Origin of the sequence: Maribacter sp. HS (genome assembly GCF_048059195.1) — a bacterium.
In the GTDB taxonomy this organism is placed as follows: domain Bacteria; phylum Bacteroidota; class Bacteroidia; order Flavobacteriales; family Flavobacteriaceae; genus Maribacter; species Maribacter dokdonensis.
Genome location: NZ_JAYLVV010000003.1, coordinates 219673 through 236307, shown reverse-complemented (window position 1 = coordinate 236307; position 16635 = coordinate 219673). Strand labels below are relative to the sequence as shown.

At 36.7% G+C, this 16635-nt stretch carries 18 protein-coding genes; 2 read left to right on the top strand and 16 right to left on the bottom strand.

The window, feature by feature from the left end; all coding sequences use genetic code 11:
- Window positions 1-91 precede the first annotated feature (91 nt).
- Window positions 92-979 (top strand): YihY/virulence factor BrkB family protein, encoded by an 888-nt coding sequence (locus VBZ51_RS06175; protein ID WP_416576385.1) that lies wholly within the window; start codon window positions 92-94, stop codon window positions 977-979.
- Here VBZ51_RS06175 and argH read toward each other — a convergent pair.
- The 16 genes from argH to VBZ51_RS06095 all read right to left on the bottom strand — a co-directional run bounded on the left by argH (window position 972) and on the right by VBZ51_RS06095 (window position 16190).
- Window positions 972-2252, bottom strand: a complete 1281-nt coding sequence (argH, locus tag VBZ51_RS06170; protein ID WP_416576384.1) for an argininosuccinate lyase — start codon at window positions 2250-2252, stop codon at window positions 972-974. The genes VBZ51_RS06175 and argH overlap by 8 nt on opposite strands.
- Before the next feature lie 62 nt (window positions 2253-2314).
- Window positions 2315-3388 carry a M20 family metallo-hydrolase gene (locus tag VBZ51_RS06165; RefSeq protein ID WP_416576383.1) on the bottom strand — a complete coding sequence of 358 codons (1074 nt, stop codon included), beginning with the start codon at window positions 3386-3388 and terminating at the stop codon, window positions 2315-2317.
- A 1-nt stretch (window position 3389) separates the two neighbouring features.
- Entirely contained in the window at window positions 3390-4169 is a 780-nt protein-coding gene (argB, locus tag VBZ51_RS06160) for an acetylglutamate kinase (RefSeq protein ID WP_416576382.1), read from the bottom strand.
- Complete coding sequence (locus VBZ51_RS06155) at window positions 4159-4341, bottom strand: hypothetical protein (protein ID WP_210708242.1); 183 nt, start codon at window positions 4339-4341, stop codon at window positions 4159-4161. Before VBZ51_RS06155 ends, argB begins: the two co-directional genes overlap by 11 nt.
- Window positions 4331-5272 carry an acetylornithine carbamoyltransferase gene (locus tag VBZ51_RS06150; RefSeq protein ID WP_058105012.1) on the bottom strand — a complete coding sequence of 314 codons (942 nt, stop codon included), beginning with the start codon at window positions 5270-5272 and terminating at the stop codon, window positions 4331-4333. Before VBZ51_RS06150 ends, VBZ51_RS06155 begins: the two co-directional genes overlap by 11 nt.
- The gene (gene proB / locus VBZ51_RS06145; RefSeq protein ID WP_058105013.1) at window positions 5269-6036 is read right to left on the bottom strand and encodes a glutamate 5-kinase; all 768 of its coding nucleotides are present in this window, start codon (window positions 6034-6036) and stop codon (window positions 5269-5271) included. The genes VBZ51_RS06150 and proB overlap by 4 nt, the downstream gene beginning before the upstream one ends.
- Window positions 6037-6125: 89 nt before the next feature.
- Complete coding sequence (locus tag VBZ51_RS06140) at window positions 6126-7322, bottom strand: glutamate-5-semialdehyde dehydrogenase (RefSeq protein WP_416576381.1); 1197 nt, start codon at window positions 7320-7322, stop codon at window positions 6126-6128.
- On the bottom strand, window positions 7319-8443 hold the full coding sequence (locus VBZ51_RS06135) for an aspartate aminotransferase family protein (protein ID WP_416576380.1): 1125 nt from the start codon (window positions 8441-8443) through the stop codon (window positions 7319-7321). The genes VBZ51_RS06140 and VBZ51_RS06135 overlap by 4 nt, the downstream gene beginning before the upstream one ends.
- 48 nt (window positions 8444-8491) lie before the next feature.
- Entirely contained in the window at window positions 8492-9286 is a 795-nt protein-coding gene (proC, locus tag VBZ51_RS06130; RefSeq protein ID WP_071340427.1) for a pyrroline-5-carboxylate reductase, read from the bottom strand.
- Between the two features lie 134 nt (window positions 9287-9420).
- Window positions 9421-10395: an N-acetyl-gamma-glutamyl-phosphate reductase gene (argC, locus tag VBZ51_RS06125; RefSeq protein WP_416576379.1), complete on the bottom strand. Its 975-nt coding sequence runs from the start codon at window positions 10393-10395 to the stop codon at window positions 9421-9423.
- 132 nt (window positions 10396-10527) lie between these two features.
- On the bottom strand, window positions 10528-11715 hold the full coding sequence (locus VBZ51_RS06120) for an argininosuccinate synthase (protein ID WP_099191086.1): 1188 nt from the start codon (window positions 11713-11715) through the stop codon (window positions 10528-10530).
- A 148-nt stretch (window positions 11716-11863) separates the two neighbouring features.
- Window positions 11864-12478, bottom strand: coding sequence for a GNAT family N-acetyltransferase (locus tag VBZ51_RS06115; RefSeq protein ID WP_058105019.1), 615 nt, complete (start codon window positions 12476-12478; stop codon window positions 11864-11866).
- Window positions 12479-12715: 237 nt separating this feature from the next.
- Entirely contained in the window at window positions 12716-14035 is a 1320-nt protein-coding gene (locus tag VBZ51_RS06110) for a mannosyltransferase (protein WP_416576378.1), read from the bottom strand.
- Between the two features lie 80 nt (window positions 14036-14115).
- Window positions 14116-14898 carry an agmatinase gene (gene speB, locus VBZ51_RS06105; protein WP_416576377.1) on the bottom strand — a complete coding sequence of 261 codons (783 nt, stop codon included), beginning with the start codon at window positions 14896-14898 and terminating at the stop codon, window positions 14116-14118.
- A gap of 19 nt (window positions 14899-14917) precedes the next feature.
- Window positions 14918-15295 carry an ester cyclase gene (locus VBZ51_RS06100; RefSeq protein ID WP_416576737.1) on the bottom strand — a complete coding sequence of 126 codons (378 nt, stop codon included), beginning with the start codon at window positions 15293-15295 and terminating at the stop codon, window positions 14918-14920.
- Window positions 15296-15314: 19 nt separating this feature from the next.
- A complete protein-coding gene (locus VBZ51_RS06095) occupies window positions 15315-16190 on the bottom strand; it encodes a helix-turn-helix domain-containing protein (RefSeq protein WP_416576376.1) in 876 nt (291 codons plus the stop codon).
- 194 nt (window positions 16191-16384) lie between these two features.
- On the opposite strand from VBZ51_RS06095, the gene VBZ51_RS06090 reads away from it, so the two are divergent.
- Window positions 16385-16633, top strand: a complete 249-nt coding sequence (locus VBZ51_RS06090; protein WP_244745288.1) for a DUF983 domain-containing protein — start codon at window positions 16385-16387, stop codon at window positions 16631-16633.
- The last annotated feature ends 2 nt before the right edge of the window (window positions 16634-16635 follow it).

The following is a 16635-nucleotide window of genomic DNA, read 5'->3' as shown; positions in this document are numbered from 1 at the left end:
TTCTGAAGGAATAAGAGTTAGTAATTTATGCTATAGCATTATTGCATTAAAGGTTATACGGGTAAATTTATTTGAATTCATTTCAGTACGTATGGCACAGGTAGAAAAGATTAATAGACAGAATTCCAAATTTAAACTAACCCATCTCCCTAAGTTATTACTGAAAACGTATCATGCTTGGATGGAAAAGGAGCCATTTCAGATTAGTGCTATTATAGCATATTATGCAATATTGTCATTGCCAGGTCTGCTTATTTTAATATTGGAATTAGTTGGTGGTATTTGGGGTAAGGAAATAGTTCAGGGAGAATTGTTCGCTGAAATTTCTTCTGCCATGGGACCAGAAACCGCACAATCTATTCAAGAGATGATCAAGGATCAAGGTAGTCAGCAAACTTCATTGATTGCTACCCTTTTAGGAATCGGTGTGTTAATTTATGGTGCTACGGGAGTATTTTATCAGCTACAAAACGCATTGAATGAAATTTGGGAGGCAAAACCTAAATACACAAATGAGTTTATTTCTACATTGTTTATGCGATTAAAAGGTTTTGGTTTTATAATTATTATTGGCTTTTTATTATTGGTTAGTTTTGTGTTGACTTCTCTATTATCGGCATTTTCAACGCAGCTCTCCAGACTTTTGCCAGATGGTATGTTAGAACTTGGATTCGTACTGGATCTAATATTATCACTAGGTTTTATTTACTTATTATTTGGGGCTATGTTCAAGTATTTGCCCAGTACTCATGTTCGTTGGAAAGCAGTTAAAGTAGGTGCCGCGCTTACTGCAGTATTATTTTTACTTGGTAAATATGCTTTGGCATTCTATTTTGGAAAAGCGGAACCCGGCTCTACCTATGGGGCGGCCGGGAGTATAATTTTGGTCATGCTTTGGGTGTCCTACTCTAGTTTAATAGTCACTTTTGGAGCGCAGTTTACCAAGATTTATTCTGATAAGTATGTGAAAATTAATTAAGTTTTTTCATTTTGTCATGAATCTCTTTCAAGCATAAATTACCTAAACTTCCTTCATGTGTATGATGAATATCTCTTTTAGGTGTAAAAGTACCTGCGTTGATTTCCATACCCATTTTCTTGTAAGCATCTCTAAACGGCATACCGCTTTGTACCAACTCATTTAATGTATCTACACTAAACAAATAATCATATTTTGGGTCGTCTAGAATACTATCGTTCACTCTGATTTCCTTTAGGCTAAAAGTTAAAATCTCTAAACAAGCCTTCATATCCTGAATAGCCGGAACAATAATTTCTTTCACCAATTGCAAATCTCTGTGGTAACCACTAGGTAGATTATTGATGACCAATGTCAATTGATTAGGAATAGACTGTAGTTTGTTGCATTTGCCACGTACCAACTCAAACACATCGGGATTTTTCTTGTGTGGCATAATACTGGAACCCGTGGTCAACTCATCTGGAAAAGAAATAAAATCGAAATTCTGACTCATATACAAGCAAATATCCATGGCCATTTTAGATAGGGTAGCTGCAATGTTGGCAATGCCAAAAGCGGTAGCTTTTTCAGCTTTTCCTCTACTCATTTGTGCTGCAACCACATTATATTTCATGGTTTCAAAACCCATTTCTTTGGTGGTAAAACTACGGTCTATAGCAAATGAACTACCGTAACCGGCAGCACTACCTAACGGATTTTGATTTGCAACTTTGTAGGCCGCTTCAATAAAATAAAGGTCATCTATTAAGCTTTCTGCATAGGCGGAAAACCATAGCCCAAAAGAAGATGGCATGGCAATCTGTAAGTGTGTGTAACCTGGTAGCATAACATCTTTATGCTCTTGTGCTTTTACCAAAAGAAGGTTGAAAAGCGATTTGGTCATCGCCTTTATTTCTGTCAATTCATCTTTTAGGTATAAATGCATGGCTACAAGAACTTGGTCGTTTCTAGAACGTGCAGTATGTATTTTTTTACCGGTATCTCCTAGACTTAGTGTCAGCATGTATTCAATTTTAGAATGCATGTCTTCAAAAGAATTTTCTATAGAAAATGTGCCTTTTTCTATTCGCGCGGCAATATTATCAAGTTCTTTTACAAGTTCAGCGGTTTCCTTGGGGGAAATCAATCCTATTTTACCCAGCATTTTTGCATGTGCCTTAGAGGCAATAACGTCGTATTTTGCTAAGTGTAAATCCAATTCTCTATCGTTGCCAACTGTAAAGTGATCAATTTTTTTATCGGTGCTAAATCCTTTATCCCAGAGTTTCATATGTTGTCAGTTATCAATTATCAATTAAGCAATGAACAATGCTTATTGGTAATTGGTTATTGTTAATTGTTGATTGAAAGGAAGCCTTTTAATAATTTAATATATAAATCTATACCTTCTTCAATTTCATGTACATAGATGAATTCGTTGGCAGAGTGGGAGCGTGTGCTGTCCCCAGGTCCTAATTTTAACGATTGGCAACTTAACGCTGCTTGATCGGATAATGTAGGTGATCCATATGTTGTTCTGCCCAAGGCAATACCAGATTGCACCAACGGATGGTCTTTATCTATTTTCGATGAATTTAAACGCAAAGATCGCTCCTTTAATTCGCATGGCGCATCCTTCTTCAATAAATCTGCAATTTCTTTATTGCTATATGCATCGTTTACACGTACATCTACTACTAAATCTACTTGTGCCGGTACCACATTATGTTGTTTGCCAGCATTTATTTGGGTAACCGTCATTTTCACATCGCCCAAGGCTTCAGAAGATTTTTCGAAAGAATAATTCTTGAACCATTCCAGAACTTTAATGGTGTTGTATATGGAATTATCATTGTTTGGATGTGCGGCGTGCGATGGAGTACCTTTAACAACAGCATCAAAAACCACCAATCCTTTTTCAGCAATAGCAAGTTGCATCAAAGTAGGTTCACCAACAATGGCTACATCTATATGTGGAAGTTTTGGCAATAAACCGCGCAAGCTATTTTCACCTGCATTTTCTTCTTCTGCAGAAGCGACCATAAGAATATTATGGTTGAGGTTTTCATCATGGTAATAATTTACAAATGTTGCTAAAAGAGACACCAACGGACCGCCAGCATCATTGCTACCAAGACCAAACAACTTGCCATCTTCAATGTGGGGCAAAAAAGGATCTTTGGTGTATGCCGTATTTGGTTTTACCGTATCGTGGTGCGAATTCAGTAATAATGTAGGTTTTGAGTCGTCCCAATATTTATTTTTAGCAATAATATTGTTGAGGTCTCTTTCCGTAGGTATATCATATTTTGCCAGCCAAGCCTGTATTGCATTCGCTGTTTTATCTTCTTCTTTAGAAAAAGATTCTATTGATATGAGTTGTTTCAGTAATGCAATTGCACTTTCTGTAAGTTCTGTTTGGTTCATCTTAAAGTTTTATTGTCGTGAACAGTTCTATATTTTTATCTAACATGGTAACATCGCCCAGGCATACTTTTGCTACGTTGTGGTTCAGGGCATGAAAGCAATTATGAAGTTTTGGCAACATTCCGTCAGCAATGATACCATCGGATAAAAGTGATTTATAGGTATTGGTGTCAATTTGTTTAACTACGCTGTTTTCATCGGCAATTTCCATTAAAACCCCTTTTTTCTCAAAACAATAATACAACGTTGTTTCAAAGGTAAGTGCCATGCCTATTGCAATTTCAGAGGCAATCGTATCTGCATTGGTGTTCAATAACTGTCCGGCACCATCGTGCGATAAGGCACAGAAAATGGGAGTTAAATCTGCCGCTAAAAGCTTGGATAATAATGCAGCATTTACACCATCTATATCGCCTACAAATCCGTAATCAATTTCTTTGACAGGACGTTTATGAGCCTGTATGCTATCACCATCTGCACCGCTTAATCCAATTGCGTTGGTGTTTTTAGCTTGTAGTTGCGCAACTATTTTCTTGTTTGCCAAACCGCCATACACCATGGTTATAATATCAACGGTTTCGGCATCGGTAATACGCCTGCCATCTATCATTTTAGACTCAATGCCAAGTTTGGTTGCTAATTGAGTGGCTAATTTTCCACCACCATGGACCAAAATTTTTAAGCCTTCAAGTTTAGAAAAGGCAGTGAGAAAAACGTCTAAGGCGTTTTCGTCTTCTATGACATTACCACCAATTTTTACAACACTTAATTTATTTTTCATAATCTGCAAATTTGAACATGAGTACCATGGCGATTATTAGAATAATATTACTGACCGGACCCATATAGGCTTTCCAATGAGCGGTGCTATGGTCAATATCTATCATATTCATTACAAAAAGGATGAGGGCGAATAGCGCAATACCAATATAAATCCACTTATTAATTTTCATTGCTCTCCAGTATTTTCTTTAACACCAATTGTGCTGCGTAGGTTCTGTTATTTGCCTGTTCTATAACCAAAGACTGGTCACTATCCAAAACTTCATCGGCAACAACAACATTTCTACGAACAGGAAGACAGTGCATAAATTTTGCCTTGCCTAATTTCTTAAGTGTCATTTGCCAGTTTGGGTCCTGCGATTTTATTTGACCATAATCGGTATAACTACTCCAGTTCTTTACATAAACAAAATCGGCATTTTCTAAAGCCTTCTCTTGGTTGTGCTCAATAGTACAATCTTTTGTAATGTTAGGGTCCAGTTCATAACCTTCAGGATGCGTAATCACAAAATCGGCATGTTGCTTTTGCATCATTTGTACAAATGAATTGGCAACGGCATGTGGTAGAGCCCTTGGGTGCGGCGCCCAAGAAAGAACAACCTTAGGGTTGTTTTTAAAATTGTGTTCCTCTAAAGTAATGGCATCGGTTAATGCTTGTAATGGGTGCCCCACAGAGCTTTCCATATTTACGATAGGTACCGTAGCATATGTTTTAAAACCGTTGAGCACCTCTTCCGCTTCATCTAGTTCCTTATCTACTAAACCGGCAAAGGCACGGATGGCAATGATATCGCAATACTGCGAAATTACTTGGGCGGCCTCTTTAATATGTTCAGAAGTTCCTTGGTCCATAATGGTACCATCGGCATATTCCAAAGCCCAACCTTCGCTACCAAAATTCATCACAATAACTTCCATACCCAAATTCATTGCTGCTTTTTGGGTACTTAAACGTGTACGAAGCGAGTTGTTAAAGAATAACAACCCAATAGTTTTATCTTTACCTAATTCCTTAAATTTTTTAGGTTGTTTTTTAAGTGTTATGGCTTCTTTTACCCAGTTGGATAAAACGTCTATATCGTTTATTGAAAGGTAATTCATGATGATGTTATTTTTGTAAATGTGCTTTTATTTTCAATGGCATCAACAATAAAGTTATCGTTCAGCCCATTGGTGATCCAGGTTTCAATACCTGCTTTTTGTGCAATGGTGGCTGCATCAATTTTTGACTGCATGCCACCGGTGCCGTGGGTAGATTTGGATTCCCCTATTTCTTTTAGCAATTTGGTCAGGTCTGAAACGGCTTCTATTGTTTTTGGTGTGGAAGTCGTTAAAGACGATTTTGTGTAAATACCATCTGTATTTGTAGCAATGATAAGAATGTCAGCAGATAAAAGCGATGCAGTTAAACCGGCCAATTTATCGTTATCACCAAATTTGATCTCATCAGTAGCAACGGTATCATTTTCATTAATGATAGGAATGAAGTTGTTGGCAACAAGAACATTAATGGTGTTTTTAATATTCGCTCTAGTTTGCTCATTTTCAAAATCGGAATAGGATAACAAACATTGTGATGTAAAGAGCCCAAGCTCCCTAAAATTTTCTTGAAAAATGCGCATTAGATGAGGCTGACCAATAGATGCCAATGCCTGCTTTACATTAATTTCTTCTCCATTATGTTCCAACTTAACAAACTGCCTTGCAGCGGCAATGGCACCGGAACTCACAATAATAAATTCGAACTTATCTTTTAGAGCGGCAATTTGCCGACCAATATCCTCAATTTTTCCTCGGGAAATATGATCAGTGTCTTTGGTTAAGGTATTGGAACCTAATTTCAATAAAATTCTCTTTTTCAACATTTTAATATCGTTTATGTTAGGTGAAATCTTATTTTCCTAACTCCTAACTCCTAACTCCTAACTCCTAACTCCTAACTCCTAACTCCTAACTACCTTACCTGTCCATTTCCTTTTACGTACCACTTATTGGTTACTAGATGCTGTAAACCTATAGGGCCGCGTTGATGTAATTTATCTGTACTAATAGCTAGTTCTCCTCCAAGTCCAAATTGTCCGCCATCCGTAAAGCGGGTAGATGCATTATGGTATACCGCAGCGGTGTCCACAGATTGCATGAAAACGTCTGCTTCCTCTTCATTTTTAGTAATGATAGAAGCGGAGTGGCCGCCTCCATAGGTATTGATGAGCTGTACGGCTTCATCTACATCTGGCACTTGCCCTAGAACAATTTTATAATCCAAAAACTCTTCAAACCAAACAGATTCATTTTCCATTTGAGAGGTGCCATCTAATCCGGCTAATTTGGCATCGGTCAAAATTTCAACATTGTGTTTTTTAAGGGTCTTGACCAAATGACTTAAAAATTCTGCCTTGCGTGGTAAATCTCTTGAAATGATGACTTTGTCAACGGCATTACAAGCGGAAATTTTTGTGGTCTTTGCATTGATGATAACATCCAGTGCCATTTGCAAATCTGCCTCGTGCGAAACATATACAAAGTTATTTCCTCTACCGCTTACTATTACCGGGCACTGTGCATGTTGCTTAACAAAAGCGATCAGCTTTTCGCCGCCTCTAGGTACAATTAGGTCTAGTTTTTGTGTTGGTTTTTCTAAAAACTGCTGAGTTTCTGTTCTAGAATAATTAAGGTAAGTCACCCAATCCGTAGCACAATCGCAAGACTCCAAAGCTTTGTGCCATAGGTTTACTAAAACCAAATTGGAGTTCAAAGACTCTTTGCCCCCCTTTAGCAATATTTTGTTGCCCGATTTAAATGCGATGCCCGCAGCTTCAATGGTAACATCTGGCCTAGATTCATAAATAATCATGATCGTACCGAAAGGTGCAGTTTTATTACTGATCTCTAAACCATTTTCATGGGTAAATTGAAAACGTTCTACATGCAAAGGGTCTGGCAAGGCAGCTAATTTTTTTAAGGAAGAAATCATTTCTGCTACCTTGGTCTTGTTTACCTTTAAGCGATCTACCATTGCGATATCGCCTGATTCAAAAGAATTTAAATCTTTTTCATTGGCAGATATTAGAATTGATTCTTCTTGCTGTACCAATTCGGCCATACGCTTAAGTACGGCATTCCTTTTAGATATGCTTAGGGTTGTCTTCATGATAGGGCTTTTTTAAGAGCTGTAAAAAACACGTCTAAATCTTGTTTTGTAATATTCAGGGCAGGTAAAATTCTTAGCACTGTTTTATCTTTTGCGCCACCTGTAAAAAGAAAATGTTCGTGAATTAATTTTTTACGGAGATCGGCAACCTGAAAATCAAATTCAAGCCCTAACATTAAGCCTTTTCCTTTTACCCGCGTTACTTGCGGAATTTCTTTTGCCTTTTCGTTGAAATATTCGCCTAATGCTTTAGCATTTTGAATTAGATTTTCTTTTTCAATTACTTCTAAAACCGCCATGGTGGCTGCGCAAGCCAAATGATTGCCACCGAAAGTGGTGCCCAACATTCCGTATTTTGCCTTTATACTTTCGTGAATAAGAATACCACCTACCGGAAAACCGTTTCCCATTCCCTTAGCAATACTAATGATGTCCGGTTGAATATTATGATGTTGAAATGCAAAGAATTTTCCGCTTCTGCCAAATCCGCATTGTACTTCATCTGCAATTAACAATGCATCATTCTCTTTACATAACAAAGCAACCTTTTGTAAGAATTCGGTCGTAGGTTCATCTAAACCACCAACGCCTTGAATAGATTCAATGATAACGGCACAAACATTCTTTGATATTTCCCTTTCAAAACCCTTACTGTCGTTTAGGTCAAGAAAAACAACTTCATGTTGCAGGTTAATTTCAGCATTGATAGATGGATTGTCCGTTGTTGCTACCGCAGCAGAAGTACGTCCATGAAAACCGTTGTTAAAGGCAATTACCTTTGATTTTCCGGTTACAAAAGAAGCCATTTTCAATGCGTTTTCATTTGCCTCTGCGCCAGAGTTGCACATGAATAGATTGTAATCTTCACAATTGGATGCTTCACCCAATTTGTTGGCCAATTCTACCTGTAAAGGGTTTTGTACCGCATTGCTATAAAACCCAATATTATCCAATTGGTCTTTTAAACGCTTTACATAATGTGGGTGCGAATGGCCAATGGAAATAACGGCATGCCCGCCGTAGAAATCCAAATAATCCTGTCCTTGGTCATCAGTTACTACAATGCCTTTTGCGGAAACCGGGGTTACATTATACAAAGGGTAAACGTCAAATAATTTCATAGTTGAAAAGTTTCAAGTTCAAAATAATGAACGGGTTGGGTAGCGTGTTTACTTGTTTTTGAATTCGGTGATCTTGTCGTAAGAGGAAATAATTCCGCGTATCAATGATGAGCTTAAACCTTGGTGTTCCATTTCATTTAAACCGGTTATGGTACAACCCATAGGCGTGGTAACACGGTCAATTTCTTCTTCAGGATGATTGCCGGATTCTATTAAAAGACTTGCGGCACCGTTACACGTATGCATGGCAAGCTCTTGCGCCTCTTTGGCATCAAAACCAAGTTGTATGGCTCCTTGGGTGGTGGCACGTATTAAGCGCATCCAAAAAGCTACACCACTTGCACAGATTACGGTTGCAGCCTGCATTTGACCTTCGGGGATTTCCATAGAATGTCCCATTCTATTAAAAATGGCTTTTGCCAATTCAACCCTTTTTTTGCCTTTTTCGTTGCTACAGATACAGGTCATGGATTTACCCACGGAAATAGCCGTATTGGGCATACTTCTTATGATAAAGTTGTCTTTACCAATTACCGCTTCTATTTTTTCGATGCTAAATCCGGTAATAGTTGAGATGATTACATGCTTATCCGTCAATAGATCTTTTATACTTTCTAGAATGGCGGCAAAATGAATAGGCTGTACTGCAAAAATTAAAATATCTGAATTTTCAACGGCTATTCTATTGTCATTTGTAACGGTAACCTTATCATATTTCTCAAATTCTGCTATAGCTGTGGTATCTCTTTTGGTAAGGTACATACTGGTAGCACCATTACTGTTCAATATGCCTTTAGCAATAGAAAGTCCTAAATTACCTGTACCTATAATGGCTGTTTTCATGTTTGGTGTAGTATTAAGTAAAAGGTGCTAAGTAAAAAGTATGAAGTAAACCGTAAATTTCATATCACTACTTAAAATTAGTCCCCATTAATTTTATTTCAATCTTATGTTATTTCAATAGTCCAACAAATCATTTAGAAGACCCCGGCTTTTAAATTAAGTCCTAGGTTTTCTTCCAAACCGAAAATTAAGTTCATGTTCTGCACTGCTTGCCCAGACGCACCTTTTAATAAGTTATCTATGGCAGAGGTGATCAACAGCACATCTTCATGTTTATGTAAATGGATGTGACATTGATTTGTATTTACCACTTGTTTTAAATTGATGGGCTCATCTGATATTTGGGTGAACACCGCATCATTATAAAATTCCTGAAAGATTTTTTTAGCATCCTCTAAACTACCCTCAAATTTGGTATAAGAAGTTGCCAAAATACCACGGGTAAAATTCCCTCTATTGGGCATAAAATACAGATTGCCAGTATCTTTTTGAAATGAATGTAAGCTCTCGTTGATTTCCCCTAAATGCTGATGTGTAAAAGGTTTGTACCAGCTAACGTTATTATTTCTCCATGAAAAGTGCGATGTGGAAGACGGACTAACACCCGCACCGGTACTACCGGTTACAGCATTTATATGTACCTCATTGTCCAACAACCCGGCTTTTGCCAAGGGTAGCAATGCCAATTGGATAGCAGTTGCAAAACAACCTGGATTAGCTATATATTTTGCATTTTCAATTTCGGATTTGAATAATTCCGGTAAACCATAAACAAACTCCTTACCATTGAAATTGGCGTCGGTGTGCAATCTAAAATCATTGCTCAGATCTATAATAACGGTATCTTTTGAAAAATGATGCTCCCTTAAAAATGCGGTAGAATTACCATGGCCTAAACATAGAAAAACAACGTTTACATCTAGATTTACATTACCCGTAAACGCTATATCAGTAACCCCCAATAGATCTGGATGAGCCGTTGTCACCTTTTTTCCAGCTCTAGTAGTACTGAATACAAAATCGATTTCAGTTGCTGGGTGATGTAATAAGATGCGAATTAGCTCACCTCCCGTATACCCAGAACCACCAATAATACCTGCTTTAATCATAATTTTCTTTTGTGTAATTAGTGCGAAGTATTAAGTATTAAGTATTAAGTATTAAGTACGAAGTACTTAAACAACACTTTTAATTCTTTACTTAATACTTTGTACTCATTACTTAATACTATTTTTTCCTAACTATTTATCCCCATTTACATGGTTGTAGATTTTTCCGGAATTTGAAAGGATCTTAATAAATCCTTTAGCGTCATCTGCTGTCCATCCTTTATTGACCTCGCCATATTTACCAAAAGCATCGGTCATTAAATCATGTTTAGATGAAATACCGTGTAACCTGAACTGAAATGGATATAAGCCTACAAATACATCTCCGGAAACCGTTTTTTGAGTATCCGTCAAGAAGGTTTCTATGTTACGCATTACGGCATCTAAGTAATTGCCTTCATGCAATAACATACCATAGAAATTGCCTTGTTGTTCCTTTTGATATTGTTGCCACTTTGTAAGTGTATGTTTCTCTAATAAGTGGTGTGCTTTTATGATAATTAAAGAAGCAGGAGCCTCAAACCCAACTCTGCCTTTGGTACCTATAATAGTATCGCCAACGTGAATATCCCTTCCAATGGCATATTTAGATGCCAAATCCTCTAGTTTTTCAATATTTGCAACTGGGTTGTCTTTTGCACCATCAATAGCAACCAATTCGCCATTTTCAAAAGTAAGTTTTACCTCTGTAGGGTTCTTTTCCTGTAATTGGCTTGGGTAGGCGCTATCTGGTAAGGGCTTTTCTGAAGTTAATGTCTCTTCGCCACCAACAGAAGTACCCCAAAGTCCTCTATTAATAGAGTATTTTGCTTTTTCCCAAGGATAATCTACACCGTTTTCTTTTAAGTATGCGATCTCTTCTTCCCTAGCTAATTTGTTATCTCTAATAGGCGTGATGATTTCAATTTCTGGGGCAATGATCTGGAAAATCATATCAAAACGTACTTGGTCGTTACCCGCGCCTGTGCTACCGTGGGCAATATAACCAGCGCCTATCTTTTTAGCGTAGTTTACAATTTCTATTGCCTGTACAATTCTTTCTGCACTTACGGAAAGTGGGTAGGTATTGTTTTTAAGTACATTACCAAAAATAAGATACTTTACTACTTTATCATAAAAGGTCTGTACGGCATCTATAGAGGTATAAGAAGAAGCACCCAGTTCAATAGCTTTCTTCTCAATTTCCTTTATTTCCGCAACAGAGAAACCTCCTGTGTTCACGCTTACTGCATGAACTTCAAATCCTTTGTCTTTTGATAAATGCTTGGCGCAATAAGAAGTATCCAATCCGCCGCTGTATGCTAGTACTAATTTTTTCATTGTATGATGTTCAATTCCGGCAAGCCGGATAATTATTTATTTTGGTTCTATAGGTTTTGAGTTGAGAGGCTAGAAGAAAAAAATAAGACTTTGATCATTAAATCTGTAATTGGTAAAAGTCATTTTAAGCTCCATAACTTCTATTCTCTTATTTCTTTTTCAGAAACAAACTCTCTTTTATACTTTTTAATCTTGTAAATGCCTTCCCGTTCATTTCTTTAGTGTTCTCAGTTTTTTTCTTTGTGGTAGGGTCATATAACATACCGGTACAGAGACACATTTTTTGTTCAGTTCTCGTAAGGATGTCAAAATTTTTACAAGTTTGGCAGCCTTTCCAAAACTCAGGGTCATCTGTAAGTTCAGAAAATGTAACTGGTTTATAGCCTAGTTCGTAGTTGATTTTCATCACTGCTAAACCTGTGGTGATTCCAAATATTTTAGCATCGGGAAATTTCTCCCTGCTTAATTCAAAGATTTTGGCTTTAATACTTTTAGCTAGACCTTGCCCTCTATAATCTGGGTGTACTATAAGTCCGGAATTTGCTACAAATTTCTCGTGTCCCCATACTTCTATATAGCAGAAACCCGCAAATTTATCTCCGTCCAATGCAAGTATGGCATTACCGTTAGAAAGTTTTCTTTGAATATACTCTGGGGTTCGTTTTGCTATGCCGGTACCGCGTACTTTGGCAGATTCAGCTATGGTATCGCAGATATCCTGAGCGTATTTAAAATGTGATTCGTTAGCAACAATTAAGTTCATTGCCAGTTAGATTTAAAAGTGTAAAAAATAAATTTGATTTGTTGTGCGGAAATGGACTCACCTAATTCCATAAATATATCTTACCCTTACGGGCGACGACGGCGAGATGTGAACGGGCGCGCTAGAGCCACTGGGCTCACGGTGCTATATAAAAAGTAGTTTATTTCGTTCATTACGGGGTAAATGTACAAATTATATTTATTTGACATCCCGCATGACATAATTTTTACAAAAAGTTTACTTTTTGTTACGATGTGCAACAAATTCAAAAGTCAAATAGGCAAATACTGAAATATATTCAATGCCTAAAAGCCAAAGGCTTTCTTTGAAATCTGCTTGGGAATATGCATAATAACTAAGTACTACGGCGGCAGACCAAATAATGGCATATCTATATGAAGTGAAAATAGATAGTAGCACTAAAAATATAATATACCAAGGGTGTATTGTGGTAGATATGAAATAATAAATGGTCAAAACCCACATCATTGACCAAAGTACCCTGTTTAAGTCGTATTTTTTTGGGAGAAATGTAAATAACCCTACGGTAATAACAGTTATTAGTGGGGTAATTTTACCGTATTCTTTAATGAACTCCCAAGGTTTTGCATCAAAATGAACGGCTGTTTTTTTGGCAAGGTTATAGAGGCTAGAGTTAAATTCAAAATTAGAGAACCAAAGTTTAATGGTTCTACTATAGTTGTCTATAAATTCTGGCGTGTTAAAAGGCAGAAAAAGAGCTATGGAAGTGATGCCGATAATGCTATAGAAAACAATACTTTTTTTCCAACCCAAATATTTTAGAAAAATAGGAAGGAATAAAAGAGGTACTAATTTTATGGAAATAGAGCAGGCAATAACCATTGCGGCGGTTTTCCATTTATCGATTGACAATAAAAACATCGATAGAATAAAGAAAAATAACATAACCCCTTCAAAATGAAGATTTCCGGTGAGTTCAACTATTACAAGCGGATTAATGAAATACCAGAATATTAAATGCGGAGATCGATTAAGGTTTTTTAATAACCTTCTGCCAAAATAGAAAATACCTATATCTGCCAGAATAATAATTGAACGCATAGCGAATAATGATCCAAAAAGACTCTTGCCGCCAAGAATTGTGGCCAAGGCAAAAATAAGTTGATTTAAAGGGGGGTAATTACTGTAGTGCCTTGCGCTTAAACTACCCATACCGTCGTACAGCTCTTTGGCATTCGGTATTATTGATACTATGTTTTGTATTAACTCATCTGGAGTGTGTAGATAGGGGTTATTGCCATTGGCTACTAAATGTCCGTCCCAAATGAATCTATAAAAATCTTGTGAAAGATTAGGTTCTGCAAATAAAAATACCAGTCTAAATATGATGCCTATACCCAGTAAAAACCTAAAGTTGTGTTTTTCAAATTGTATCAGCTTAAAACAGAAAAAGAATAGGGCAACAAATAGGGTAAGCAGTTTTATGAAATCTGTTCTAGGTAAAAGATAGGCAAACGTATAGTAGAATACAAAACTTAATACCGCTAAGGTGAGGGAAACTTTATGGAGTTTCAAAAAGTTTTTAAAGCTAGTTGGCATTAGGGGTTTTCAATTTAGTAACAGGTCAATTTAATGGTTTTTTATTGATTTTTAATTTAATGGACCATCAATTTTCCTAAAAGCTCTTTCATCATTTTAGCTGCCAAATATGCGGTCATGTCATGAAAGTCTCGGTCAGGGTTATATTCTACAATATCGGCACCCACAATTTGGGCGTCTATACCCTGAATTAAATCTATAACTTGACGAGAAGAGAGTCCGCCCGGTTCATGATGAGAAACCCCTGGTGCAAAGGCAGGGTCAAAACCATCCATATCCAAGGAAACATAAAGCGGATTTTTAAATTTAGGTATGGCGTTCAAATCTAGGTTACGCATTTCATGCACGTCAACATTGTATTTTTTTGCTTGATCTGCCTGATGTGGATTTAAGGTACGAATGCCTATTTGAACAAGTTTTACGGCATAGCCGTTTTCCATAATTCTGGCAAAAGGACAAGCGTGGGAGTAAGGATCGCCTTCATAGTCATGGTATAGATCTGCATGGGCATCAATATGTAGAATGTCAAGTTTTGGATAATGGTCATGAAACGCCTTAATAATCGGGAAAGTTATAGAGTGGTCGCCACCCAAGGTCAGTAACTTTTCACCGTTTTCAATATTCTTTTGGGTAATAGTGGCGATATCAAAATAGTCTTCAATATTGAAATCACCATTATCCGTTATTAGGTCATTTTCTATTGTTGTTCCAAGCTCCGTACATAAGTTCATAGAATCACTGTACAGTGCTTTTCTGATTAGGGCAGGTGCTTTTGCAGGACCTCTTTGAAAAGATGATTTTGCATCCCAATTAATGCCTTGAATATTAATTTTATTCATAATACTTTAAGTTGATGGATTAATACATAGTATTTGGATTTTCAGATTTCTCTGGTATTTGCTGTATAGCATCCCAATGTTCGCATATTTTTCCATTTGTATCAAACCTGAAAAAATCCATTGTAACATATTGGTCATTTCCTGGCCATACTTGGTGCGTGTGTAATGCAACCAAATCTCCTTCTGCAATGCAACGTACAAATTCAATAGATTTTTCAGGGTATTCTTTTTGCATGCCTTCAAAATAATCTATAAAACCTTGCGTACCATTGGCAACTGCGGGATTATGCTGAAGGTATTCTTTGCCAACATACATTTCTATGGCCAGTTTTGGGTTTCCTAAATATGCCGTTCTGTAAAAAGCGATGGCGTTCCTTTTGTTTGTTTCTAAATTCATCATGATATCTTGTAGTGGTTTAATGAAAATATATTTTTCTGAATTCCATTGGGGTCATCCCTGTATTTGATTTAAAGAATTTTGAAAAATAGGCATAGTCAGAATACCCCAAGGTGTCTGCAACATTGGCTAGGTTGTCATTAGAATGAACGATCAAACGTTTAGCTTCTAACATGATACGCTCAGAGATCAAGGTAGTTGTAGTTTTGCTGATGGTCTTTTGAACCACTCTGTTTAAGTGTTTGGTTGTAATACTTAGTTTTTCAGCATAGAATTTAGGTAATTTTTCGGTGTAAAAGTGTGCGTTAATTAATTTTTCCAGTCGCTCAAGTATATTCGCATAGCTGTTAGATCCTAATTTTTCTATAATAGTGTCGGCAGTATATTCACGCGTTAGTTCTATGTATATATAGTGTATAAGACTAATGATTTTAGCTTCTCTTAGTAAATTTTCTTCTCTGTACTCTGTAAAAAGTTCTTGAAAAACAGTGGTTAGGTGTTTCAATTTCTCTTTGTATAATTGAAGCAAAGGCGGGTTTTGGTTGGAATAGTAAAAAGGAAAAGAATTTAGGGAATGATCCAAAAATTTAAGTTCATAGAATTCTTGAGAGTGAAAGAAAATATAACCTTCTGGTTGCGATTCAAATTTCCAAAAATGAGTCTGCCCTGGTTTTAAGAAGAAGACCTTTCCGGGTTCTATTGGGTAGGTGTCAAAATCTATTTCATGTGTGCCGGTGCCTTTGGTAAAAATAACGCACAAGTAAAAATTATGGCTATGAGGTTTATTTATAAGATTCTTATTGATTTGAATATGGTCTGCAAAAGAGTTTACATAAAGACTGTGTAACGGCTTGTTTTTTAAAAACTGACTAATATGTAAAACGGGTATTTTCATATAAAATGTCTTAAAAGTACAAATATATGCGCTTATGATACGACCGAAACCTTTACTTTATGTCTTAATTTTGCAGTATAAAAATGGGGGTCATGAGTAAAGTGTTGAATGTTTTAAAATGCAAATGTCCTAATTGTAATGAGGGTAAGGTCTTTAGTGGGCAAGGAAATGTTTTTTTGTTTAAAATGCCGACAATGAATGAAAGGTGTTCTGAATGCAATTTTAAATTTGAAAAAGAAACGGGCTTCTTTTTTGGAGCTATGTTCGTTAGTTATGCCTTGGCTGTGGCACAAATGATAATAAGCCTTGTGTTGTTTTGGTATTTTGTGGATCTGTCTCCGTTGCGGGTATTTACTATTATTGCTTTGGTAACTATATTGTTGAGCACTTTTAATTTTAGGCTATCAAGATCTATTTGGATCCATTTATTCTACAAACTTTAAAA